This is a genomic window from Bradyrhizobium sp. SOJA106, from assembly GCF_059448745.1.
The window spans coordinates 7,260,187-7,282,441 of record NZ_CM182549.1 but is presented as its reverse complement, the minus strand read 5'-3'; the positions used below and the strand labels follow the sequence as shown (position 1 = coordinate 7,282,441).

The window sequence follows — 22,255 nt, the reverse complement described above, 5'->3', positions numbered from 1 at the left end:
CGGGTGAGGGGTATATCTCTCCGCGAATCCAACTCTCACTCGAATTTGCGGAGAGATACCCCTCATCCGGCGCTACGCGCCACCTTCTCCCACAAGGGGAGAAGGGAAGGAGCGCCTTTACGAAAAATCCGTCCAGCTCAGATGCCGCGAATCGAGATCGCCGGCTGTAACGGTCTCGCGGATTTCCTGCGGCGTGTGGAAGCTGCTGCGCAAGTAAACGAGCGGTGTGGCGGTCGCCGAATGCGTTACACCGCGCACCTCGCCGACGAAGATCGAGTGCGTCTTGGTCTCGAACTCCTGCGCCAGCACGCAGTCGAACGCGGCGACCGCGTCGGTCAGCACCGGTGCGCCGGTCACCCCGCGCGTCCACTGGCCGAACGCAAAACGGTCATCGCCGTTGACGCCCTTCTGGCCGCTGAAGGTCAGCGCCAGCATCGCGTGATCCTCGTGCAGGAAGTTGATCGCGAAGGCGCCTTCCTCGCGGATGCGGGCGTGCGCACTTGCGTTTCGGTTGACACAGACGATCAGCGACGGCGGATTGTCGGACAGTGAGCAGCCCGACGTCACCGTCAATCCCGTGCGCTTGCCGTGCTCGGCGCCGACCGTGACCAGCGCGACCGCGCCGGCGCACTGCCGCATCGCCTGCTTGAAATCCTTTGCGTCGACGCTCACGCGGAATTCTCCGAAATGAAAGCGGGTGCGGCACGATCGCGCCGCACCCGTATCGGGTCAAGCTGCCTTGCGCGCGGAGCCGAGATGCGTCAGGCGCGGCATCACCTCGTTCTTGAGCAGCGAGAGGGAATGGTGCCAGGCTTCGGCCTTGTGCTTGTAGTCGAAGCCGAACACCAACAGCACGCCGAAGCCGCCGACTTCCTCGTAGATCTTCTCGATCTTCTCGGCGACGGTAGCGGGCGAGCCGACAATCCAGTTCCGCTTGGCGCAATATTCGACGGTGACGTCGCTGTCGGGCACGTCAGGGGCGTGCTTGAGATAGTCCTTGAAGCCGAAATGCCCGAGCAGCGGCAGGAAGTATTCGTGCATCATCCGGCCCATCATGTCACCGGTCGAGAGCTTCCAGGCCTCCTCGTCGGTGTCGGCGACGAACACCTCGCGCACCAGCCGCCAGTCCTGCCGGTTCGGCTTGCGACCGGTCTTGGCCGCGCCGATTTCCACGGAGTCCCAATGGCTGCCGACATAAGCCGGGTTGAGGTTGAGGCTCATAGGGATGAAGCCGCGCTCGCCGGCGAGCTTCAGCGTGTCCGAGTTCTTCGACAGGCCCGCAACGCCGATCGGCGGATGCGGGGCCTGCAGCGGCTTGATGTGCGGCTTCAGGAAGTCGAACATCGTGTCCGGCTTGGTCACCGTCCAGTATTTGCCCTTGTGGGTGAACGGCGCGGGCTCGGTCCAGAGCTTCAGGATGATCTCCAGCGCCTCGCGGGTCATGTCGCGGTTCTGCCCGCTCATGCCGTCGACGTTGAACATCGCCCAGTCGCTCGGCAGGCCGCTCGCCGCGACGCCGAAATTGAGCCGGCCCTCGGACATGTGGTCGAGCATCGCGACGCGGTTGGCGAGCTCGGCCGGGTGGTGATAGGGCAGCAGGAAGCCGCCCGGCCCGATGCGCAGGCGCTTGGTCTGCATCAAGGCCTGTGCGATCAGGAGGTCCGGCGTGGGATTGGGTTCCCAGGGGGCGGTGTGGTGCTCGCCGACCCAGGCTTCCTGATAGCCGAGCTCGTCGAGCCAGCGCATGACTTGCAGGTCCCAGTCGTTTCCTTCCTTCAGGCCGCACTCTGGCGGATGCGAAGGCATCGTGAAATAGCCGATCTCCATGGGTTTCCTCATCTGATATTGACGCGTCTTGCTGCGCGGTTCACGGATGTGAGTGGAGAGGCTTCAGCAAGGCGTGTGCCAGCGCGGCCCGCGCCTCAGACCTGCGATAAAACACTGGTTCGCGGCCGCAATAGCCGATATCCCGGGGCGGATTTGCAAGCGTCCGTCTCATCGTCGCGAGACGCCGTCTTGCCGGTGAGACAAGGATGCGCGCCACAATGACCGAACCCGCTTTTGTCGCGGTGGACTGGGGCACCAGCAGTTTTCGCCTCTGGCTGGTCGATCGTGCCGGCCAGGTGCTGGCCGAGCGCCGCAGCGGCGAGGGCATGCTGGCCGCAGCCAGAACCGGGTTTGCCGGCGTGCTGCAATCGCATCTTGCCGCAGTCGAGGCGCCCGCTCGTCTGCCCATTCTCGTCTGCGGCATGGCCGGCGCAAAAACCGGCTGGATCGAGGCCGGCTATGTCGACACGCCGGCGCCGCTCGCGGCCATTTTGAAGCAGGCCGCGCGCGTGCCGGGTGAGGCCCGCGACATTCGCATCCTGCCTGGCATCGCCCAGCGCGACGCAAGCGCGCCGGACGTGATGCGCGGCGAAGAGACGCAACTGCTCGGCGCGCTTGGCCTCGATGCCGCCGGCGAGGCGTTGGTCTGCATGCCCGGGACCCATTCGAAATGGGTGGGGGTGAAGGACGGTACGGTCGTCCACTTTTCCACCTTCATGACTGGCGAGCTCTTCAGCGTCGTTTCGCGCGAGACGATCCTGTCGCTCGCGGTGGCCGGCGCCGGTGACGCCGAGGACGTTGCGAGCTTCGAGGCCGCCGTGAAAGCTGCTTACGAAGCTCCGGCCTTCGCCGCCAACCTTCTGTTCACCGCGCGCTCGCGTCAGCTGCTGTTCGGCGGCACGCCGGCTGCGGCGCGCGAAACGCTGTCGGGCACGCTGATCGGTGCCGAGCTGGCGGCGGGGCTTTCGGGCGCTCTGCCGAACGCCGGCATCACACTGATTGCGTCGGGGCGGCTGGCGGCGCTGTATCGCCATGCTTTCGATGCATTGTCGGTGACCGTGCGGCCGGTCGATGCGGACGAAGCGGTCCGCCGCGGCCTGTCCATGGCCGCCGCGGCGATCTGGACGACGTAGAGGGATTTTTGAGATGAGTATACCTTTTCCATCGATGCAGCGTCCGCTGGTCGCGATCCTGCGCGGCGTGAAGCCGGAGGAGACGGAGCTCATCGTCGGCGTGCTGATCGAGGCCGGCATGACCGCGATCGAGATTCCCCTGAACTCGCCCGATCCGTTCCGTTCGATCGCAACCGCCGTGAAGCTCGCGCCGGCCGGCGTGCTGATCGGCGCCGGCACGGTGCTCGCCGCGCAGGATGTCGATCGGCTCAACGACGTCGGCGGCAAGCTGATGGTCTCGCCCAATGTCGATGCTGACGTGCTGGCGCGCGCGCATCAGCACGGGATGGTGACCCTGCCCGGCGTGTTCTCGCCGACCGAGGCGCTGCTCGCGGCGCGCTCCGGCGCATCGGGCCTGAAATTCTTTCCGGCAAGCGTGCTGGGTGCCTCCGGCGTTGCTGCGATCCGCGCCGTGCTGCCTGCGGGTGTGATGATCGCCGCCGTCGGCGGCGTCTCCGACCAGAATTTTGCCGAGTACATCAAGGGCGGCGTGACTGCGTTCGGACTCGGCTCCAGCCTCTACAAGCCCGGCATGTCGGCCGCCGACGTCGCGGCGCGCGCAAAGGCGACGATTGTGGCCTATGATCGGGCGATTGCGAAAGACTGAGCGCGCAATAAACAAGCCGTGATGCCGTCACCGCCCCGCGTTATCCTATCTTGCTGCATCAGCGAGATCAGGAGACCGACATGGCGATCAACAACGTGGCCGATCTGTTCGTGGCAACGCTCGAGCAGGCCGGCGTCAAGCGCATCTACGGCATCGTCGGCGACAGCCTGAACGCGCTGACCGAGGCGCTGCGCCGCCGCAGCACTATCGAATGGATCCATGTCCGGCACGAGGAGGTCGCGGCCTTCGCCGCTGCTGGCGAAGCCGAGATGACGGGAAGCCTCGCAGTCTGCGCGGGCTCCTGCGGTCCGGGCAATCTGCATCTTATCAACGGCCTGTTCGATGCGCATCGCAGCCGCGTCCCCGTGCTGGCGATCGCGGCGCAGATTCCGACCGCCGAGATCGGCGGCGGCTATTTCCAGGAGACCCATCCGCAAAACCTCTTTCGCGAATGCAGCCACTATTGCGAGCTGGTCTCCGATCCGAGCCAATTGCCTTATGTGCTGGAGAACGCCATCCGCGCGGCGGTCGGCCTGCGCGGCGTCGCCGTCGTTGCCATGCCCGGCGACGTCGCTTTCCGCGCGCCGCCAAAGCGTGCACTGTCGACGACGCGTGGCCTCGCGTTGTCCGCACCGAAGATCGTGCCGCAGGCCGATGAGCTGAAGGCGCTGGCCGATCTCCTCAACGGCGCCGAGCGCATCACGCTGTTCTGCGGCCGCGGCTGCGCCGGCGCGCACGCGCCACTGATGCAATTGGCCGAAGCCCTGAAGAGCCCGATCGTGCATGCGCTCGGCGGCAAGGAGCATGTCGAATACGACAACCCCTACGATGTCGGCATGACCGGCTTCATCGGCTTCTCCTCGGGCTACGCCGCGATGCATGCCTGCGACGCGCTGGTGATGCTTGGCACCGATTTCCCCTACAAGCAGTTCTTTCCGACCGATACGAAGGTCGCGCAGATCGACATCCGCCCGGAAAATCTCGGCCGCCGCTGCAAGATCGATCTCGGCCTCGTCGGCGACGTCAAGCTGACCATCGAGGCGCTGCTGCCGCTGCTCAAGACCAAGACGCAGCGCCGGCATCTCGAGGATGCGATCGCGCACTACAAGAAGGCCCGCGAAGGCCTCGACTCGCTCGCCAAGGGCACCCCCGGCAGCAAACCGATCCATCCGCAATATCTGGCCAAGGTCATCAGCGACCACGCGTCCGACGATGCCGTGTTCACCGCCGATGTCGGCACGCCCACGGTATGGGCCGCGCGATATCTCGACATGAATGGCCGCCGTCGGCTGATCGGTTCGTTCGTGCATGGCTCGATGGCCAATGCGATGCCGCAGGCGATCGGCGCGCAGGCCGCGCAGCCGGGACGGCAGGTGATCTCGCTCTCGGGCGACGGCGGCTTCACCATGCTGATGGGCGATCTGATCACGCTGACGCAGATGAAGCTGCCGGTAAAGGTGGTTGTTTTCAACAACGGCGTGCTCGGCTTCGTCGCGCTGGAGATGAAGGCGGCCGGCTTCGTCGACACCAATGTCGACCTGGAGAATCCGGACTTCGCGGCGATGGCGCGCGCGATGGGCATCTTCGCCAAACGCGTCGAGGATCCTGGCGAGCTTCCGGGCGCGATGAAGGAAATGTTGGCGCACAACGGGCCGGCGCTGCTCGACGTCATCACGGCGAAGCAGGAGCTGTCGATGCCGCCGACCATCACGCCCGAGCAGATCAAGGGCTTCAGCCTCTGGGTGCTGCGCGCGGTGATGAACGGCCGTGGCGACGAGGTGCTCGACCTCGCCAAGACCAACCTGCTGCCGCGCTAACCGCGCTTTGCCGAAGGCAATGGCAGCCGTTCGTGGCGGCGCTGGAAGCGTTGCCAGTGCAGCACGAGGCCGATCAGCAAGGCTGGCAGAAAGCCGAGCGCGATCAGGAAATGCGGCAGCTGCGTCGGCGAGATGAAGGCCATGGCGATGTCGGAGATCAGCCAGAGCGCTGCGAACATCACCGCGAAATCGGTGCGCGGGCAGCGCAGATAGTAGAATACCGCGGTGATGACGATGGCGGGCCCGATCGCAATGCCGATCATCACCGCCGTCAGCTCTTTTGGCGTCAGCGCATCGAGCACCATCGCTGCCAGCAGCCAGAGCGCGGCGAACATGGCGACGATGTCGAGCGGATGCCGCAACTCAATACCTCTCGCAGGAAACGTGCTATCGTTGTGGTCCGGCCCCCTGCCGTCAAGGGAAAATACGACTATTCCTCGTCACTTCCAGGCGTCGGCCGCAGCATGAAATGGCCGAAGGCGGTGGCGATCGGCTTGTCCGCATCGTCCTGCCAGGCCCGCGCCTCGAAGGCGACGATGCGGCGGCCCTGCTTCACGATCGAAACATTGGCAATGCTGTCGAGCGCGCGGCCGGAGCGTAGATAATTGACGGTGAGCCCGATCGGCTTGGGCAGCGCAGCGGTGCCGAGCTCGCGCGTCACGCCGACAATCGCGGTGGTCTCGAGAAAGGCGCCAGTCATGCCGCCATGGATCGCGGGCAGGATCGGGTTGCCGATGATTTTTGGCGAGAACGGCATCGTCAGCGTGCCGTCGTCGTTGATACGGATGCCGAGGCAACGCGCGAACGGGCTGCTTGCGAACGGGCCGTCCGGATCATCCGGCGCCTCCAGCGTCGGGATGTTGCGCGCATCCATCCTGCGGTCGGCGAGCATGTTGGTGCGGTTGGCCCCGATCATGAAGCAGGCGGTTGCGGTCGCGACCGGATCGTCCTCGGATTCCTGATAGGCTGTGGAGCGCACGAAGGCGATCGAGCGCGTGGTGCGGTAGCAGACCGAATGCGCCTTGATGTCGAGGCCCGGCGTTGCCGGCTTCTGATAGTCGATGCGCAAGTCCAGGGTTGCGATCGCGCGTGTGCCGTCGAGCGCAAGTTGCACGGCCATGCCGCAGCTCTCGTCCAGCATCGCGGTGACGACGCCACCATGCAGCACGCCGGTCTCGGTGTCGCCCACGAAGACGGGCCGGTAGGACAGGCTGGACCAGGCCTCGCCCGGCGCAAAGCGATCGAGCTGAAGCCCGCTGATATGGCCGTAATCGGAACGGCGCCCCCGGATGGCCTCAGCGAGTTCCTCGAAGGGGAGAGTGGTCGGTAGAGTGGACATGGTGATGTTCTAGACCAGCGCCGCGCGCGGTGCAAAACCGGAACAGGCTGCCGGAGGGCAGTTGGGCCTCGACAGGGCGGACGGAAGCAACGATGGTGGGCATCCGTTCGACCAGCCGCAAGGAGCGCCCATGACCGACCCCGAAACGCCCGCTCAGGGGCCCGTCACCATTTCGAGCTCCAGTTCGGAGCGCGCGCCGATCATCTATTTCGACGGCGCCTCCTGCTTTGGCCATCACAACGGCGCGATCCAGATCGAGCTCGCCGCGAACCTGTTGATGCCGGTCGGCGCCGCGGTCAGGGTCGATGTGGTTCAGACCGCACACCTGCGTTGCAGCGTCGCCGCAGCGCTGGCGCTGCGCGAAGCGCTCGACAAGGCGCTCGCGATGTACAAGCAGGGTCAGCAGCAGCCGGCGGAGGACATTCCGGCGGTGAAGAACTGACGACGCGTTCTTGGAGATCGTGTTCGGGCCTTCATGGTTCGCGACGCGCCGCAACGCGGCGCTCCTCACCATCAGGGGTCTTAACATCTCGCCGCGAAACAAGTCCTCATCCTGAGGGCTCGCGAACGGCGGGCGTCTCGAAGGATAGCCGCAAGCGCGGGGCTTACGAAACAAACAGGCCTGCGTCAGCCTACATGCACCTTCGGCTTCTTGCCGCCGTTCCACTTGCCGTCGAGCGCACGTTCGATCTGGGCGGCGAGTTGCAGCAGGAGGCCGTCATTGGCCTGCTTGGCGATCGCCTGGATGCCGAGCGGCAGGCCGTGGTCCTGCGCTGCCATCGGCATCGAGATCGCCGGCATGCCGCAGAGGTTGGCGAGCGGCGTGAAGGCGAAGAAGCGCCACAGATTGCCGAACCAGTCGAGCACGTCGGGATTGTCGGAGATGGTGAGATATTCCTTCGTGCCGACCTTCGGCGTCGGCAGCGCCGTGATCGGCGTCAGGATCACGTCCCACTGCTCAAAGAACGCGCCGAAGCCGCGCGAGGTCGTGTTGAACACGGCCTGCATCTTCGCGCGCTCGGCGAAGCTGGTGTGACGGCCGGCCTCCCAGATGCGGATGTTCATGGGCTCGATCAGATCTTCCGGCGGCTTTTCCAGCCCGCGTGCGGCGAGCATGTTGGAGATCACCACCGCAAAATTGCTGATGTAGCAGGTGGTCTGCGCGGCGAAAGCAGCGCGGAAATCGAGCTCCGGCAGCGCGTACTCGACGTGATGGCCGAGGCCTTCGAGGAAACGGCCGCTCTTCTCCAGCTCGGCGGCGATCTCGGGCGTCGCGGTGTAATCGCCCCAGGTGTGCGACAGCGCGATGCGAAGCTTGCCGGGATCGCGCTTGATCATCTCCGAATAAGGCTGCGCCGTGGTCCAGAACGGCATGAACTCGCCGGGCGCGGGCCCGCGGGCGTGATCGACGAAGGCGGCGGTGTCGCGCACCGAGCGCGACTGGCAGCCCTGGATCGAGACGAGGCCGGTGAGGTCTGACATGTGCGGCGCCAGCGAGAACACGCCGCGCGAGACTTTCAGGCCGATATTGCCATTGACGCCGGCGGGAATGCGGATCGAGCCGCCGCCGTCGGTCGCATGCGCGATCGGCACGACGCCGGCCGCGACCATCGCCGCGCTGCCGGCCGACGAGCCACAGGTGGTGTAGTCGGTATTCCAGGGATTGCGCGTGACATAGACCGCGGGATTGTCGGCCGAAGAGCACACGCCGAATTCCGGCGTCGTGGTGCGCCCGATCAGGTTCAATCCCGCCTGGCGAAACTTGCCGGTGAGGAACGTGTCGGCCGCGGCGCGGTTGCCGCGCATCAACAGCGAGCCCATCTCCTGCAGCCGGCCCTTCATGGTCGGACCGAGATCCTTCATCAGGAACGGCAGGCCGGCAAACGGACCGGCGAGATTGGCGCCGTCCTTGGCGGGATCGGCGATCACGTCCTCGAACAGCTCGACCACGCCCGACAGCGCCGGATTGACCTTGGCGACGGCAGCGGCCGCCTGACGGGCCAACTCCTTCGCCGTCAGCTCGCCCTTGCGGACGCGCGCCGCAAGTCCGACGCCGTCATGCTGCGTCCATTCATTCCAGCTCATCGGCAAAGTCATAAAGTCAGATCCCTCAAGGTGTGGCGTCACCTTTTTCGCAAGGGCCAGCGTGAATCAACTGAGCCGCCGCGAGGGGCAGGGTTGCGCCGAGCGGAGAGGTGGCCGCTCAATGGGAGAGCCGCGCTATCGCCGCAACCGGGCCGCCGCCCGCGGGTCCCTGATGCTCGGCGCCGCCGGAGACGTAGACCGCGCCGGTGCCGGCAAGGCCGGCGATCAGGCCGCCGACCGCAGCGCGGGCGTGGCGCGTCGAGCTGATGTCGGTATCCTCGAGCATGGTGTGGCGGAAACCGCGCACGGCGCCGTCGGGTGAGGCCTCGGCCTTGGCGAAGATGTTGACGAGCTCGCGGTTCGCAGCAACTTGCGGTGCGACGCCAAGCCCAACACTCGTCAATGCCGATATTACAGCCGGGGCATCGATCGCATCTCTCATCACGGCATGTCCGATCTCGAAATCGCTTGCGGAGCTTCCCGAATTGCCGAGCACAATGACGACGTTGTGCATCAGCTCGATGCCCGACGAGGTCGAGGCGACGTTCGAGAACAAATCGTAGCGCCGCAGCACGTCCTCATCGCGAATGTCGGAAGCGATCTCGCCGAGTGCGACGGCAACCCCGAGCGCGGAGGCGCCGCGCGAATAGGCCATCGAGCTGTAGGCGCTCGTCGTCGCCGTCTTGTTGCCGCGCGCATTTGCCGCCTCGACCCGTTCGCTGGTGAGCAGCGGGCATTTGATCTGGACGAAATGGACATCGGCGGCATCGTTGATGCCGGCATCCGCCATCGCGGCTTTCACGGCCTTGGCCGTCTCCGTGATCTGCGCGGCGCGGCCAAGCTCTTCGGGGAGGAAATCCCGCGTGTGCGCCATCCCGATGCTGAGCCGCTTGCCGGAGAGGCTTGCCGGCCGCTCAGCCTCGCTACGCGTGAACACGGTGATATGCGGGCTGAGCACCCCCTCGGTGCCGCCGGACATCACGAAGGCAATGCGCTGCTCGACCGCCTCTGGCGACAGACTGAGCCTTGGCGCCAATGCCGTGCACAGTGCGGCGACGGCGTACTCCCGGGTAAAATCGTTGACGCCGCCATTGCCCTCGGTCTTGCCGAGGATGGCGAGGACGGATGTGGGGTCGATCGCGCCGGAGCCGATCATGGCCATCAGGCCGGAGACGTCGCCGGGGCCGGTGGTGGCGATCTTGAAGACGCCGACCGCAGTGGTCCGCATGATAGTCCTCGTGTGGAGTTCGGTCGTCCGGCGAGTCCACCAGCCGTGGAACAGCGGCTTCTGTCAAGCCACAAGCGGTGCGTTGGCATCCCCACGATTGTGGCGAGATCGCATCGGTCTGGCAAAAAAACCTCTGTCGACGGCCCTCCGCCGCACCTTGATGAATCAACCTCGGTTGGTCCATAAGCGGCGTCCCGCGGCCGGGTTCGGTTCGCGTCGCGTGCTTGGAGGGAATTCTGGCGTGGCCAATATCAACCAGAAAATTGCGCAGGAGCTTGGGGTTCGGGCCGAGCAGGTCGAGGCGGCGGTGACGCTGCTCGACGGCGGCGCCACGGTTCCCTTCATCGCCCGCTACCGCAAGGAAGCGACCGGCGCGCTCGACGACGCGCAATTGCGCACCCTGGAGGAGCGCCTGGTCTACCTGCGCGAGCTCGAGGATCGCCGCAAGGCCATTCTGGAGTCCGTACGCGAGCAGGGCAAGCTCGATGCCGCGCTCGAAGCATCGATCATGGCCGCCGACAGCAAGGCCCGCTTGGAAGACATCTATCTGCCGTTCAAGCCGAAGCGCCGCACCAAGGCGGAAATTGCCAAGGAAGCCGGCCTCGAGCCGCTCGCCAATCAGCTCATCGCCGAGCCCGGCAACGACCCGAAGGTCGTGGCCGAAGGCTTCATCAACGCCGAGAAGGGCGTTGCGGATGCCACTGCTGCGCTCGACGGCGCCCGCGCCATCCTGGTCGAGCGTTTCGACGAGGACGCCGACCTGATCGGCGCGCTTCGCGAGGAGATGTGGACCAATGCGCGCATGGTCTCCAAGGTGCGCGACGGCAAGAAGACCGAGGGCGAGAAGTTCGCCGACTATTTCGATTTCTCCGAGCCACTGACCAAGCTGCCGTCGCACCGCATCCTCGCGATGTTCCGCGGCGAGAAGGAAGAAATCCTCGATCTCCAGATCCAGGCCGAGGAAGCGCCGCCCGCCGGCGTTCCGGGGGCCTATGAGCTTAAGATCATGAAGCGCTTCGGCATCGCCGACCTCAAGCGTCCCGGCGACCGCTGGCTGATCGATACCGTGCGCTGGGCCTGGCGCACCAAGATCCAGGTGCATCTCAACATCGATCTGCGCATGCGGCTGTGGAATGCGGCGGAGACCGAGGCCGTCCGCGTGTTCGCCTCCAATCTGCGCGACCTGCTGCTCGCCGCGCCGGCCGGCACCCGCGTCACCATGGGTCTCGATCCCGGCTACCGCACCGGCGTCAAGGTCGCCGTCGTCGATGCGACCGGCAAGGTGGTCGATACCACCGCGATCTATCCGCACGAGCCGCAGCGGCAGTGGAATGAGTCGCTGGCGACGCTCGGCCGGCTCGCGATGAAGCATCGCGTCGAGCTGATCGCGATCGGCAACGGCACCGCCTCGCGCGAGACCGACAAGCTCGCGGGCGAGCTGGTCAAGGGCCTTGCCGAGCTGAAGATGTCCAAGATCGTGGTGTCGGAAGCCGGCGCGTCGGTCTATTCGGCCTCGGCCTTCGCGTCGGAGGAATTGCCGGGCCTCGACGTCACCCTGCGCGGCGCGGTCTCGATCGCCCGCCGTCTGCAGGACCCACTCGCCGAGCTCGTCAAGATCGAGCCCAAGGCGATCGGCGTCGGCCAGTATCAGCACGATCTCGGCCAGGCCAAGCTCGCCAAATCACTCGATGCCGTGGTCGAAGACTGCGTGAACGCCGTCGGCGTCGACGTCAACACGGCGTCCGCGCCGCTGCTCGCCCGCGTGTCCGGTGTCGGAGCGGGTCTTGCGCAGAGCATCGTGGCGCACCGTGACGCCAATGGTCCGTTCAAGTCGCGCAAGGCGCTCAAGGACGTGCCGCGGCTCGGGCCGAAGGCGTTCGAGCAGTGCGCCGGCTTCCTGCGCATCCTCGGCGGCGAGGACCCGCTCGATGCCTCCGGCGTGCATCCGGAAGCCTATCCGGTGGTGCGCCGGATTCTCGCGGCGACCAAGAGCGACATCAAGGCGCTGATCGGCTCTGGCGAGATCGTCCGTACGCTGAAGCCGAAGGACTTTGTCGACGAGACTTTCGGTCTGCCGACCGTCACCGACATCCTGCGCGAATTGGAAAAGCCCGGCCGCGACCCGCGCCCCGCGTTCAAGGCGGCGGTGTTCAAGGAAGGCGTTGAGGAGATCAAGGACCTCCAGAAGGGCATGATCCTCGAGGGCACCGTGACCAACGTCGCCGCCTTCGGCGCCTTCGTCGACATCGGCGTGCACCAGGACGGCCTCGTGCACATCTCGGCGATGTCCAGGAACTACATCAAGGATCCGCGCGAGGTGGTGAAGCCCGGCGACATCGTCAAGGTCAAGGTGCTGGACTTCGAGGTCGCCCGCAAGCGCATCTCGCTGACCCTGCGCCTCGATGACGAGGTCGGCGCCAAGAAGGACGCGCCGGGCATGCCGCGCGACAACACACGCAACACGAGCCGCATGACCTCGTCGGCGCCGCGCAAGCAGGAATCCTCCGGCGGCGGCGCGCTCGCCGAAGCCATGCGCCGCGCCGCCGAGAAGAGCAACGGCAAGCGGGTGTGACTCTTCCTCCCTAACACCCGCGTCAGAATCTGGCGCGTTTGTAAGTTGAAGCTGCCCGTTCCTTCCCCTCATCTGATCCTCCTCGCGCGGCAGGCGTGGCGCCGCGCTGCAAGGAGGATGCTTCGATGGACAACAGGCTTCTCAAAGGCCTCACCGCGGTGACGCTCGCCGCGATGATGGCGCTCGCTTCGCCGCCGGTACTCGCTCGTGGCGGCTTCGGTGGCGGCGGCCATGGCGGCTTCGGCGGCGGCGGGCATTTCGGCGGCGGCGGGATGCATGCGGGTGGCTTCGGCGGTGGCATGCATGCCGGAGGTTTCGGCGGCATGCGCGCCGGCGGGATGGGCGGCGCCAGCTTCGCCCGTGTCGGCGGACCGGGCTTTGCTCGACCTGGCTTCGGCGGACCACGCTTCGCGCATGCGGCGATCGGACCGCGCTTTGCCGGCGCCGGCTGGCACGGCAGACCCTTCATCGGCCGCCACGCCTTCTTCTTCCGGCATCATCGCTTCCACCGCTTCGCCTTCTTCGGCGCGCCTTTCATCTACGCCGGCTACTATGACGGCTGCTGGCGCCGGAGCTGGACGCCCTGGGGATGGCAATGGGTCAATGTGTGCGGAGACTATTGGTAGTCGCATCGCCGTACCGCACCATTGTCGCGATCGCCACCGGGCGGTTCCGCTCAGCCCCGGAACGGGATAGTCTGGTGGCGATCGTCGCGCGGAGTTTCGTATGACCGGAGGTCACCGCCGCATCCTGGTCGTCGAGGACGATCCGGAGACCGCAGGCCAGCTCGTCGAGGAATTGACCAGCTCGGGCTATGACGTCGATCTCGCCGCTACGGGGCGCGAGGCCCTTAGCCACGGCGCGGCGCGCGATTATGCCGTGATCACGATCGACCGCATGCTGCCCGATATCGACGGCATCACTGTGATGCGCCAGCTGCGCGACGACGGCATCGCCGCGCCCTTCCTGATCATCTCGGCGCTCGGCGAGGTCGACGACCGCGTGCGCGGCTTGCGCGCCGGCGGCGACGACTATCTCGTCAAGCCGTTCTCCTTCGTCGAGCTTCTTGCCCGTCTTGAGGCGTTGGGCCGTCGCAGCGAGACCATCGCCAAGGAAACGATCTTGCGCGTCGGCGATCTCGCCGTCGATCTGATTGCGCGCAACGCCAGCCGCCGCGGCCGCAAGATTCCGTTGCTGCCGCGCGAATTCCAGCTGCTCGAATATCTCGTGCGCAACGAGGGGCGCGTCGTCTCGCGCGCGATGCTGCTCCAGCATGTCTGGGACCTGCATTTCGATCCGTCCACCAACATCATCGACGTCTATGTCGGCCGCGTCCGCCGCAAGGTCGACGATGCCCAGGCCTATCCGCTGATCCACACCATCCGCGGCATCGGATATTGCCTCCGTGCTCCTGGCTAAGACGCTCCGCTCCTCGACCTTTCGCCTGGCGCTGATCGCGATCGCGGTGTTCGGGCTGATCGTCGCGGCGATCATGGCCTATGTCTATTTCGGCACGGTTGCCTACGTGCGGAGCCGTGTCGGCGATGCCGGCGATCACGGTGACTTCACCGCGATGATCGAGCTTGCGATGATCGCAGTCGCCATGCTGCTGGCGATGTTGGCCGGCCTGGCGGCGGTGCTGGTGACGCGGCGCACGGTCGGGCGGATCGAGGAGATCAATGCCACCAGCCGCGCCATCATGCTCTCCGGCCTCGACCGGCGCATTCCCTTGCGCGGCAGTCACGACGAATGGGACCGCGTCGCCGAGAACCTTAACCAGATGCTCGACCGCATCGAGACGCTGATGGGCGAGGTCAAGCAGGTCAGCGACAACGTCGCCCACGATCTGCGCACGCCGCTGACGCGCATGCGCGGCCGGCTGGAAAAGGCGTACCACACCCCGCGCGACAGCGAAGCCGACGCCGCGCTGATCGGCGACACTATCGCCGATCTCGATGCCGTGCTCGGCATGTTCGCCTCGATCACCCGGATCTCGGAGATCGAGAGCCGCGCCCGCAAGGGCGCTTTCCGCAGGCTCAATCTCGTCGAGGTTGCCGGCGAGGTGGTCGAGCTCTACGACGCTGCTGCCGAAGAGGTCGCGACCCGTCTCAGCATCAGTGGCGAGCGCGAGGTCTCCGTGACGGGCGACCGCGACCTGCTGTTCGACGCCATCGCCAATCTCGTCGACAATGCGATCAAGCACGGCCGTGCGGGCGGGCAGGTCACCGTGACCTGCCGCAGCGCCGATGGCGGGGCGGACATCGCGGTCGCGGACGACGGCCCGGGCATTCCCGCCGAGCAGCGCGATCACGTCTTCAAGCGCTTCTACCGGCTCGAGCAGAGCCGCTACACGCCGGGTAACGGCCTGGGCCTCAGCCTCGTCGCTGCGGTCGCGCGGCTCCATGGCGCCGAGATCACCCTGCACGACAATGCGCCTGGTCTCACGGTCCGGCTCAGCTTCCCCACGACGTCATAGCTCGATCACGCCGCGGCGTGCAGCATGCGCCACCGCGTCGGTGCGGCCGGTGGCATCGAGCTTGTCCAGCAGCGACCCGACATGAAATTTCACCGTATGCACGGAGATGTTGAGCTGCCGGGCGATCATCTTGTTGGAAGCGCCTTCCGCCATCAGCGCCAGCACGTCGAGCTCGCGCTGCGTCAGCGCGATATCCTCCGGCATGCGGCGCGGATCGCGCGCGATGACTGTCGCCGCAGCCTGCTCACCTGGCCCGGCAAGGCGAAGCCCCGCGACGCTGCCGAGCAGCGTTGCGAGGCGATCGGCCAGCGCAGGATCGTCGATCTCCAGCGACAGCACGATCTCCGGCGTCGTGTCCGCGCTCACGTTTCCGGCCTCTCGCCGATCGTGACCTTGAAGCTGGCCGGCTCGCCGCCGCGACGCACCGCGACATCGACCACCGTGCCGACGCTCGCGGGACCCAGTGTCCGCGACAGCGCGCGCACGCCTGATAGTTTCTGGTCGTTGACCGCGACGATCACGTCACCCTGGCGGATGCCGGCCGCGGCCGAAGGTCCGGCCTTGTCGACATTCATCACCATCGCGCCGACGCCATCCTCGAGCCGTACCGGCTGGAGTCCGAGGCCGAGATAACCGCGGGCGATGCGGCCGCGCGTCTCGAGCTGCGCCGCGACGCGCTCGATTGTCGCCGTCGGGATCACCAGCACGCGTCGCGGCCCGAGCACCGCCATGCCGAAGGCCTCGCCCGATGCATTGAGCGCAAGCCCGCCCTCCTGGCTATCGCGCAGGCGGACATCGAGTTCGATCCGCGCATCGATGTCGCCGCCGCGCAAGGAGCGCCAGCCCTTGCCCGACGCCGAGACCATGCCAAGCGTCGCGCTCGGCGCGTCGCGGTCAGTGGCGACGACGACCGAGAGCGTGCCGAGGGCAGGCACCGCCGTAGTCAGCCTGACCGGGGCGATGCTGGTCTCAGTGCGCAGCAGCGCGATGTCGGTGGTGTGGTCGCGCCCCGCGATCGTGGCGACGGCGGTATTGCCATCGGGCAGGCCGACCTGGACCTCACCCTCTTCGGCCAGCGCCTCGTCGGCGGTGACGATCAGGCCGGGTTTCCAGACGAAGCCGGTGGAGCGCGAGCGATGCGAATGTACCGCGACGATGGACGGTGCGGTGCGCGCCACGACGTCCGCAAGCGCGGACGAGAGCGAAGACAGAGGAGTGGGATCGGTCATGCAAGGCTCCTGCAAGGTATCAAGGCTCCTGTAAGCTGTCCTCAATCTGGGATGTCGCCGGCATTTGCGAAACTGGCCGGGTGGCCAGGACTTCGCGTCAGGACCTGGCTCCCGTAGGACCACGGCCGACGAATATGTGATTGGGAGGCGCTCACGGGAACGTGTAGCAATCGCCGAATTGCACCGCCCGGCCTCAAACCCGTCTCGCGAGCCCCGATTGATGACCATCGACCTCACACGCCGCACCCTGCTTCAACTCGCCGGCGCAACCTCGCTCGCGATGGCCGCGGCTGCGGCTGCGCGCGCCGAGGGCACGCTGCAAGGCGGCGGACCGACCTATGCCAGCCGTACGCCGATGCGGGTCGGCATGGTGACGCTGCGGGTGAAGAATCTCGACACGGTCGCGAATTATTACCGCGACGTGATCGGGCTCACCGTGATGGAGCGCTCGGCGGCCGCAGCAAAGCTGGGCACGGCCGGCATCGCGCTGCTGGTGCTGGAAGCCCGTCCCGAGGCCGCGATTGAATCGCGCAGCGCCGCCGGCCTCTACCACACCGCCTTCCTGATGCCGATGCGCAAGGATCTCGCGCGCTGGCTGGTGCACGCAGCCTCGCATCGCGTGAAACTGTCGGGCTTTGCCGATCACCTCGTCAGCGAATCCGTCTATCTCGACGATCCCGAAGGCAACGGCATCGAGGTCTATGCCGACCGCGATCCCTCGCAATGGCAGTGGAGCGAGGGCAGCGTGAAGATGGCAACGGACGAGCTCAACATTCCCGACCTGTTGTCGCTCACCAATACGCGCGTGCCTGATTATGCCAGGGCGCCGGACGGGCTGCGCATCGGCCACACGCATCTGCGGGTCGGCGATCTCGCGCAGGCGCAGAGTTTCTATCACGGCACGATCGGCCTCGACCCGACCCGCAGCCGCAACGGCGCGGCGTTCCTGTCGTCGGGCCGCTATCACCATCACCTCGGCATGAATGTCTGGCAGAGCCAGGGCGCCGGCCAGCGCGACGAAACTGCGACGGGCCTTGCCTGGTTCTCGCTGGTGATGGCGAAGCAGGAGCTGCTCGCCGCACAGGAGGAACGCCTGCGCAAGGGCGGCGCGAAGGTCACCTCGCTTGCAGATGGCGTGGAAGCCGTCGATCCCTGGGGCACGCGGGTGCGGCTGATCAAGGTTTGATCGCCGGCGCGGGCGTTGCTAAGACCGGTCAGGCGCTAGCCAGCTTCCCGGGGGCCCCACCTGACATGAGCGACTTCCACGGCGTCTTCCCCTATCTCGTCTCGCCCGTCGATGCCGATGGCGCGGTCCGCAGGCAGGTGCTGGCAAAGCTCTGCGACGATCTGATCGGCGCCGGCGTGCACGGGCTGACCCCGCTGGGATCGACCGGCGAGTTCGCCTATCTCAATTCCGCGCAGCGGATGGCGATCGTGCAGACCACGATCGAGGCTGCGAAGGGCCGCGTGCCGGTCGTGGCCGGCGTCGCCTCCACCTCGACGGCGGATGCGGTGGCGCAGGCGAAGGCGTACCAGACGTGTGGTGCGAACGGCATCCTGGCGATCCTGGAGGCGTATTTCCCGCTCACCGATGCCCAGGTGGAATCCTATTTCCGCGCCATCGCGGATGCCGTGGATATCCCCGTCGTCATCTACACCAACCCGCAATTCCAGCGTTCTGATCTGACGCTCGACGTCATCGCGCGCCTCGCCGAGCATCCGCGCATCGGCTACATCAAGGACGCCTCGACCAACACCGGCCGGCTGCTCTCGATCATGAACCGCTGCGGCGATGGCTTGCGCGTGTTCTCGGCCTCCGCCCATATCCCGGCCGCAGTGATGCTGATCGGCGGGCTCGGCTGGATGGCAGGCCCGGCCTGCATCATCCCGCGCCAGAGCGTTGCGCTCTACGACCTTTGCAAGGCCGGCCGCTGGGACGAGGCCATGGCGCTCCAGCGCAGGCTGTGGCGCATCAACGAAGCCTTCGCCCGCTTCAACCTCGCCGCCTGCATCAAGGCGGGCCTCACGATCCAGGGCTATGACGTCGGCGACCCCGTCCCGCCGCAGGCGCCGCTGGCGGCCGATGCGCGCAAGGTGGTGGAAGCGGCGTTGCGCGAGCTGAAATAGCTGTTTGCCACGCGGCAATATGCCCCGGCTCCCTGCGGGGGGCCAAAAAGGCCCTTACCCAACCGAGAAACTTCCGTCCGTTTCCGACGTTGCTGCGTCAGGGACGTCTGTCGCCTACGCATGCGCATGTCAAAGCCCGCATTCAGCACAAGACACGGTGATCACCAATGAATCGTCGCTACGCGATTGTCGCGGCAGCCTTCGCCGCCCTGCTGCTCGCCGTCACGGCCGCGAAGATCCTGCACGTTCCGTCCTCGTATGTGCCCTGGGCGGCGCCCTCCGCACGTGCCGTCGAGCAGCGCGGCCCGCTGTCGGACGCAGAAAGGGCGACCATCGACATCTTCGAGCGCGTATCGCCGTCGGTCGTTCAGGTTGCGGTCAGGTCGGCGGCAAGTCCCCTGATGGGGGAGGAGAGCCAGGGCGGTGGCGGCGCTTCCGGCACGGGATTCGTCTGGGACCGCGAGGGGCACCTGGTGACGAACAATCATGTCGTCGCCAGTGGCGGCGAGATCGCCGTGCGCTTTGCGTCGGGAGAAGTGGCCCAGGTCGACCTGGTCGGCACGGCTCCCAATTACGATCTCGCGGTGCTGCGCATCCGCAGCGTGCGCCGGCTTCCGTCGCCGGTCGCTCTTGGCAGTTCGAGCGACCTGAAGGTCGGCCAATCCGCCTTCGCGATCGGCAATCCGTTCGGGCTGGATCAGTCGATGACCTCTGGTATCATCAGCGCGCTCAAGCGCAGGCTCCCGACCCATGGCGGCCGGGAGATCGCCAACGTCATCCAGACCGATGCCGCGATCAATCCCGGCAACTCGGGCGGGCCCTTGCTGGATTCCGCCGGCCGGCTGATCGGCGTCACGACCGCGATCATATCGCCCTCCGGATCGAACGCCGGGATCGGCTTCGCGGTGCCCGTCGACGTCGTGAACCGGATCGTGCCCGAGCTCATCCGCAACGGCCGGGTGCCGACGCCGGGCATCGGCATCGTGGCCGCCGGCGAGGATGTCTCGACGCGGCTTGGCGTCGAGGGGGTCATCGTGGTGCGCACGGCGCCCGGCAGCCCTGCCGAGCGGGCAGGGATTCGCGGCGTGAACTTCTCGACGGGGGCGGTCGGAGACATCATCACCGCCGTGGATGGCAAACCGGTGCGGCGCCTCTCCGATCTCACCGATGCGTTGGAGCAGGCCGGGGCGGGCAAGACCGTCCGGCTCTCGGTCAAGCGCGGCTCGGACGCTCGCGACGTGAATGTGGGCATCGTCGACATCGAGCGTTCCTGACGGCGAAATACAAGCCTGCAAGGGGCTCCGATGCGCATTGCAGATGTGCCGGGGCTCGGTTGTCTGGCGCGCAAAATCGGTTAAAACCGCCGCGGTCGTTTTCCGGATCTCGAGGATACAGCGGAATGAACATTCTTCCCGGCAATTTGCGTTTCGGAGCGGGCCAGCCCGTCAAGCGTTTGGAAGACCAGCGGCTGCTCACCGGGAAGGGGCAATTCATCGACGACAAGCCGGAAGACGGCGCGCTGTGGCTGCACGTGCTGCGCTCGCCGCATGCGCACGCGAAGATCGTCTCGATCGATACCAGCGCGGCGGCCGCGATGTCCGGCGTCACCGCGGTCTACACCGGCGCCGACCTCGTCAAGGACGACATCGGCGCCATCCCGACCCTGAGCATTTTCAAGCGCCCGGACGGCAAGCCGATGACGGTGCCGCCGCGCCGGCTGCTGGCCCATGAGATCGTGCGCTATGCCGGCGAGTCCGTCGCCGCAGTCGTCGCTTCGTCTCGCGCTGAGGCGCAGAGCGCGGCCGAAGCGATCGTGGTCGAATACGACGTGCAGCCCGCGGTGGTCGATCCGGTCGAGGCCGTAAAGCCCGGCGCGCCCGTGGTGTGGCCGGAGGCGCCCGACAACATTGTCGGCGCCATGAGTTATGGTGACGCCGCCAAGGTGGACGAAGCGTTCGCCAAGGCCGCGCACACCGTCGAGCTCGACCTCGTCAGCCAGCGCCTGGTGCCCTCCGCGATGGAGCCGCGCTCGACCATTGCCGAGATCGACAAGAAGTCCGGCCGCCTGCTCCTGCACGTGCAGTCGCAGACCCCGGCCTCGACTCGCGACGTGCTGGCGGAAGCCGTGCTCAAGCGTCCGAAGGACAGCGTGCGCGTGCTGGTCGGCGACATCGGCGGCGGGTTTGGCCAGAAGACCAACCTCTATCCCGAGGACGGCATCGTCGCCTATGCCGCGACCAAGCTGAATAGGAAGATCCGCTGGCGCGGTGACCGCACCGACGAGTTCGTCGGCGGCACCCATGGCCGCGATCTCACCTCGACCGCCTCCTTCGCGCTCGACGAGAAAGGCAAGGTGCTGGCCTATCGCGTCAAGTCGATCGGCTGCACCGGCGCCTATTCCTCGGGTGCGGCCAACATCATCCCGCTGGTGCTCGGGCCGTTCGTGCAGACCGGCGTCTATGACCTGCCACTGGTGCATTTCGAGGTGCAGTCGGTGATGACCCACACCGCGCCCGTCGGTGCCTATCGCGGCGCGGGCCGGCCCGAGGCCGTCTTCATCGTCGAGCGCCTCTTTGATGCTGCCGCGCGAAAAATCGGCATGGATCCGCGCGCGATCCGGAAAGCGAACTACATCAAGCCGGCGCAGTTGCCCTACACCAACGCGGCCGGCCAGGTTTACGATTCCGGCGCGTTCGCGCACATGCTCGACCGCGCCGTCAAGCTCGCCGACTGGGACGGCTTTGCCGCGCGCAAGAAGGCGGCGAAGAAGAAGGGCCTGCTCTACGGCCGCGGCCTCACCTCCTACATCGAATGGACCGGGGGCCGCGCCCATACCGAGAAGGTCAGCCTGCACGCGACCTCGCAAGGGCGCGTCGTCTTGCATTCCGGCACCATGGCGATGGGGCAGGGGCTGCAGACCACCTACACGCAGATGATCTCCGACACGCTCGGCATCCCCATGGACAAGATCGACGTCGTCCAGGGCGACACTGATCTGGCCATGGGTTTCGGCAGCGTCGGCTCGCGCTCGCTGTTCGTCGGCGGCACGGCGGTGGCGGTCTCCTCCAACGACCTGATCCAGAAGGCGCGCGAGAAAGCGGCGAACGTGCTTGAGACCTCGGTCGAGGACATCGAATATCAGGGCGGCATGCTCACCGTGGTCGGCACCGACCGCCGCATCAGCCTGTTCGATCTCGCCGAAAAGGAGAGCGGCGCCAAGCTCAGCGTGGATTCCGAGGGCGAGGTCGATGGTCCGAGCTGGCCGAACGGCACGCATATCTGCGAGGTCGAGATCGATCCGGAGACCGGCGTCTCCAAGGTCGTGCGCTACACCACGGTCGATGACGTCGGCGTCGCAGTGAACCCGATGCTGGTCACCGGCCAGATCCATGGCGGTGTCGCGCAAGGAATCGGCCAGGCACTGTATGAGGGCGTGTCCTACGACGCGGACGGCCAGCTCCTCACCGCGAGCTACCAGGACTATTGCATCCCGCGCGCCGACGACGTGCCGCCGATCGTGGTGACGCTGGATGACTCCGCGCCCTGCCGCACCAATCCGCTCGGCGCCAAGGGTTGCGGAGAATCCGGCGCCATCGGCGGTCCTCCCTGCGTCACCAACGGCGTGATGGATGCGCTCGCCGAGCTCGGCATCACCCAGCTGAACACCCCGCTGACGCCGCAGAAGATCTGGCAGGCGATCACGGATGCGAAGGCGGCAGGGTAAGCGCGGCGCCCTGTTGCGCTGGCTGGCGCGACACACTCAACTGTGGTCCCGG

General features: G+C 66.5%; 20 protein-coding genes. 12 read left to right on the top strand and 8 right to left on the bottom strand.

Annotated features, from left to right (window positions below):
* Positions 1-117: 117 nt before the first annotated feature.
* Positions 118-672, bottom strand: coding sequence for a flavin reductase family protein (locus AC5V87_RS34310; RefSeq protein WP_495369134.1), 555 nt, complete (start codon positions 670-672; stop codon positions 118-120).
* A 57-nt stretch (positions 673-729) separates the two neighbouring features.
* Positions 730-1,827, bottom strand: a complete 1,098-nt coding sequence (locus tag AC5V87_RS34305) for an LLM class flavin-dependent oxidoreductase (protein ID WP_456843539.1) — start codon at positions 1,825-1,827, stop codon at positions 730-732.
* A gap of 218 nt (positions 1,828-2,045) precedes the next feature.
* Here AC5V87_RS34305 and AC5V87_RS34300 point away from each other — a divergent pair, with 218 nt between their 5' ends.
* The 3 genes from AC5V87_RS34300 to poxB all read left to right on the top strand — a co-directional run bounded on the left by AC5V87_RS34300 (position 2,046) and on the right by poxB (position 5,423).
* Positions 2,046-2,960: a 2-dehydro-3-deoxygalactonokinase gene (locus AC5V87_RS34300; protein WP_495369133.1), complete on the top strand. Its 915-nt coding sequence runs from the start codon at positions 2,046-2,048 to the stop codon at positions 2,958-2,960.
* A gap of 13 nt (positions 2,961-2,973) precedes the next feature.
* A complete protein-coding gene (locus AC5V87_RS34295; protein WP_456842702.1) occupies positions 2,974-3,606 on the top strand; it encodes a 2-dehydro-3-deoxy-6-phosphogalactonate aldolase in 633 nt (210 codons plus the stop codon).
* Between the two features lie 80 nt (positions 3,607-3,686).
* The gene (poxB, locus tag AC5V87_RS34290) at positions 3,687-5,423 is read left to right on the top strand and encodes a ubiquinone-dependent pyruvate dehydrogenase (RefSeq protein WP_495369132.1); all 1,737 of its coding nucleotides are present in this window, start codon (positions 3,687-3,689) and stop codon (positions 5,421-5,423) included.
* On the opposite strand, the gene AC5V87_RS34285 is transcribed toward poxB, so the two are convergent.
* Positions 5,420-5,785 carry a hypothetical protein gene (locus AC5V87_RS34285; protein ID WP_456842704.1) on the bottom strand — a complete coding sequence of 122 codons (366 nt, stop codon included), beginning with the start codon at positions 5,783-5,785 and terminating at the stop codon, positions 5,420-5,422. The genes poxB and AC5V87_RS34285 overlap by 4 nt on opposite strands.
* Before the next feature lie 68 nt (positions 5,786-5,853).
* Positions 5,854-6,762 (bottom strand): PaaI family thioesterase, encoded by a 909-nt coding sequence (locus AC5V87_RS34280; protein ID WP_495369131.1) that lies wholly within the window; start codon positions 6,760-6,762, stop codon positions 5,854-5,856.
* 130 nt (positions 6,763-6,892) lie between these two features.
* Here AC5V87_RS34280 and AC5V87_RS34275 point away from each other — a divergent pair, with 130 nt between their 5' ends.
* On the top strand, positions 6,893-7,204 hold the full coding sequence (locus tag AC5V87_RS34275; protein ID WP_456842705.1) for a hypothetical protein: 312 nt from the start codon (positions 6,893-6,895) through the stop codon (positions 7,202-7,204).
* A gap of 185 nt (positions 7,205-7,389) precedes the next feature.
* Here the strand turns inward: AC5V87_RS34275 and AC5V87_RS34270 are convergent, their stop codons facing one another.
* Positions 7,390-8,859: an amidase gene (locus AC5V87_RS34270; protein WP_456842706.1), complete on the bottom strand. Its 1,470-nt coding sequence runs from the start codon at positions 8,857-8,859 to the stop codon at positions 7,390-7,392.
* 106 nt (positions 8,860-8,965) lie between these two features.
* On the bottom strand, positions 8,966-10,075 hold the full coding sequence (atzD, locus tag AC5V87_RS34265; protein WP_495369130.1) for a cyanuric acid amidohydrolase: 1,110 nt from the start codon (positions 10,073-10,075) through the stop codon (positions 8,966-8,968).
* Between the two features lie 241 nt (positions 10,076-10,316).
* Here atzD and AC5V87_RS34260 point away from each other — a divergent pair, with 241 nt between their 5' ends.
* The 4 genes from AC5V87_RS34260 (at position 10,317) to AC5V87_RS34245 (ending at position 15,123) form a co-directional block, all read left to right on the top strand.
* A complete protein-coding gene (locus AC5V87_RS34260) occupies positions 10,317-12,647 on the top strand; it encodes a Tex family protein (RefSeq protein WP_495369129.1) in 2,331 nt (776 codons plus the stop codon).
* A gap of 125 nt (positions 12,648-12,772) precedes the next feature.
* Complete coding sequence (locus tag AC5V87_RS34255) at positions 12,773-13,273, top strand: hypothetical protein (protein WP_456842709.1); 501 nt, start codon at positions 12,773-12,775, stop codon at positions 13,271-13,273.
* A gap of 100 nt (positions 13,274-13,373) precedes the next feature.
* Positions 13,374-14,066 (top strand): response regulator transcription factor, encoded by a 693-nt coding sequence (locus AC5V87_RS34250; protein WP_456842710.1) that lies wholly within the window; start codon positions 13,374-13,376, stop codon positions 14,064-14,066.
* Complete coding sequence (locus AC5V87_RS34245; RefSeq protein ID WP_456842711.1) at positions 14,053-15,123, top strand: sensor histidine kinase; 1,071 nt, start codon at positions 14,053-14,055, stop codon at positions 15,121-15,123. Before AC5V87_RS34250 ends, AC5V87_RS34245 begins: the two co-directional genes overlap by 14 nt.
* On the opposite strand, the gene AC5V87_RS34240 is transcribed toward AC5V87_RS34245, so the two are convergent.
* Positions 15,118-15,489, bottom strand: coding sequence for a response regulator transcription factor (locus tag AC5V87_RS34240; RefSeq protein WP_456842712.1), 372 nt, complete (start codon positions 15,487-15,489; stop codon positions 15,118-15,120). The genes AC5V87_RS34245 and AC5V87_RS34240 overlap by 6 nt on opposite strands.
* Positions 15,486-16,352 (bottom strand): S1C family serine protease, encoded by an 867-nt coding sequence (locus AC5V87_RS34235; protein WP_495369128.1) that lies wholly within the window; start codon positions 16,350-16,352, stop codon positions 15,486-15,488. The genes AC5V87_RS34240 and AC5V87_RS34235 overlap by 4 nt, the downstream gene beginning before the upstream one ends.
* Before the next feature lie 220 nt (positions 16,353-16,572).
* Here AC5V87_RS34235 and AC5V87_RS34230 point away from each other — a divergent pair, with 220 nt between their 5' ends.
* The 4 genes from AC5V87_RS34230 (at position 16,573) to AC5V87_RS34215 (ending at position 22,203) form a co-directional block, all read left to right on the top strand.
* Complete coding sequence (locus AC5V87_RS34230) at positions 16,573-17,538, top strand: VOC family protein (RefSeq protein WP_495369127.1); 966 nt, start codon at positions 16,573-16,575, stop codon at positions 17,536-17,538.
* A gap of 65 nt (positions 17,539-17,603) precedes the next feature.
* Positions 17,604-18,479 carry a dihydrodipicolinate synthase family protein gene (locus AC5V87_RS34225; protein WP_495369126.1) on the top strand — a complete coding sequence of 292 codons (876 nt, stop codon included), beginning with the start codon at positions 17,604-17,606 and terminating at the stop codon, positions 18,477-18,479.
* 167 nt (positions 18,480-18,646) lie between these two features.
* Positions 18,647-19,753, top strand: a complete 1,107-nt coding sequence (locus AC5V87_RS34220; RefSeq protein ID WP_495369125.1) for a S1C family serine protease — start codon at positions 18,647-18,649, stop codon at positions 19,751-19,753.
* Between the two features lie 125 nt (positions 19,754-19,878).
* The gene (locus AC5V87_RS34215; RefSeq protein ID WP_495369124.1) at positions 19,879-22,203 is read left to right on the top strand and encodes a xanthine dehydrogenase family protein molybdopterin-binding subunit; all 2,325 of its coding nucleotides are present in this window, start codon (positions 19,879-19,881) and stop codon (positions 22,201-22,203) included.
* Positions 22,204-22,255 lie beyond the last annotated feature (52 nt).

Excerpts from the sequence above, each read along its gene's own strand:
- AC5V87_RS34305 (WP_456843539.1), bottom strand. The coding sequence starts at position 1,827 with ATGGAGATCGGCTATTTCACGATGCCTTCGCATCCGCCAGAGTGCGGC.
- AC5V87_RS34300 (WP_495369133.1), top strand. The coding sequence starts at position 2,046 with ATGACCGAACCCGCTTTTGTCGCGGTGGACTGGGGCACCAGCAGTTTT.
- AC5V87_RS34295 (WP_456842702.1), top strand. The coding sequence starts at position 2,974 with ATGAGTATACCTTTTCCATCGATGCAGCGTCCGCTGGTCGCGATCCTG.
- poxB (WP_495369132.1), top strand. The coding sequence starts at position 3,687 with ATGGCGATCAACAACGTGGCCGATCTGTTCGTGGCAACGCTCGAGCAG.
- AC5V87_RS34280 (WP_495369131.1), bottom strand. The coding sequence starts at position 6,762 with ATGTCCACTCTACCGACCACTCTCCCCTTCGAGGAACTCGCTGAGGCC.
- AC5V87_RS34275 (WP_456842705.1), top strand. The coding sequence starts at position 6,893 with ATGACCGACCCCGAAACGCCCGCTCAGGGGCCCGTCACCATTTCGAGC.
- AC5V87_RS34270 (WP_456842706.1), bottom strand. The coding sequence starts at position 8,859 with ATGACTTTGCCGATGAGCTGGAATGAATGGACGCAGCATGACGGCGTC.
- atzD (WP_495369130.1), bottom strand. The coding sequence starts at position 10,075 with ATGCGGACCACTGCGGTCGGCGTCTTCAAGATCGCCACCACCGGCCCC.
- AC5V87_RS34255 (WP_456842709.1), top strand. The coding sequence starts at position 12,773 with ATGGACAACAGGCTTCTCAAAGGCCTCACCGCGGTGACGCTCGCCGCG.
- AC5V87_RS34250 (WP_456842710.1), top strand. The coding sequence starts at position 13,374 with ATGACCGGAGGTCACCGCCGCATCCTGGTCGTCGAGGACGATCCGGAG.
- AC5V87_RS34235 (WP_495369128.1), bottom strand. The coding sequence starts at position 16,352 with ATGACCGATCCCACTCCTCTGTCTTCGCTCTCGTCCGCGCTTGCGGAC.
- AC5V87_RS34230 (WP_495369127.1), top strand. The coding sequence starts at position 16,573 with ATGACCATCGACCTCACACGCCGCACCCTGCTTCAACTCGCCGGCGCA.
- AC5V87_RS34225 (WP_495369126.1), top strand. The coding sequence starts at position 17,604 with ATGAGCGACTTCCACGGCGTCTTCCCCTATCTCGTCTCGCCCGTCGAT.
- AC5V87_RS34220 (WP_495369125.1), top strand. The coding sequence starts at position 18,647 with ATGAATCGTCGCTACGCGATTGTCGCGGCAGCCTTCGCCGCCCTGCTG.
- AC5V87_RS34215 (WP_495369124.1), top strand. The coding sequence starts at position 19,879 with ATGAACATTCTTCCCGGCAATTTGCGTTTCGGAGCGGGCCAGCCCGTC.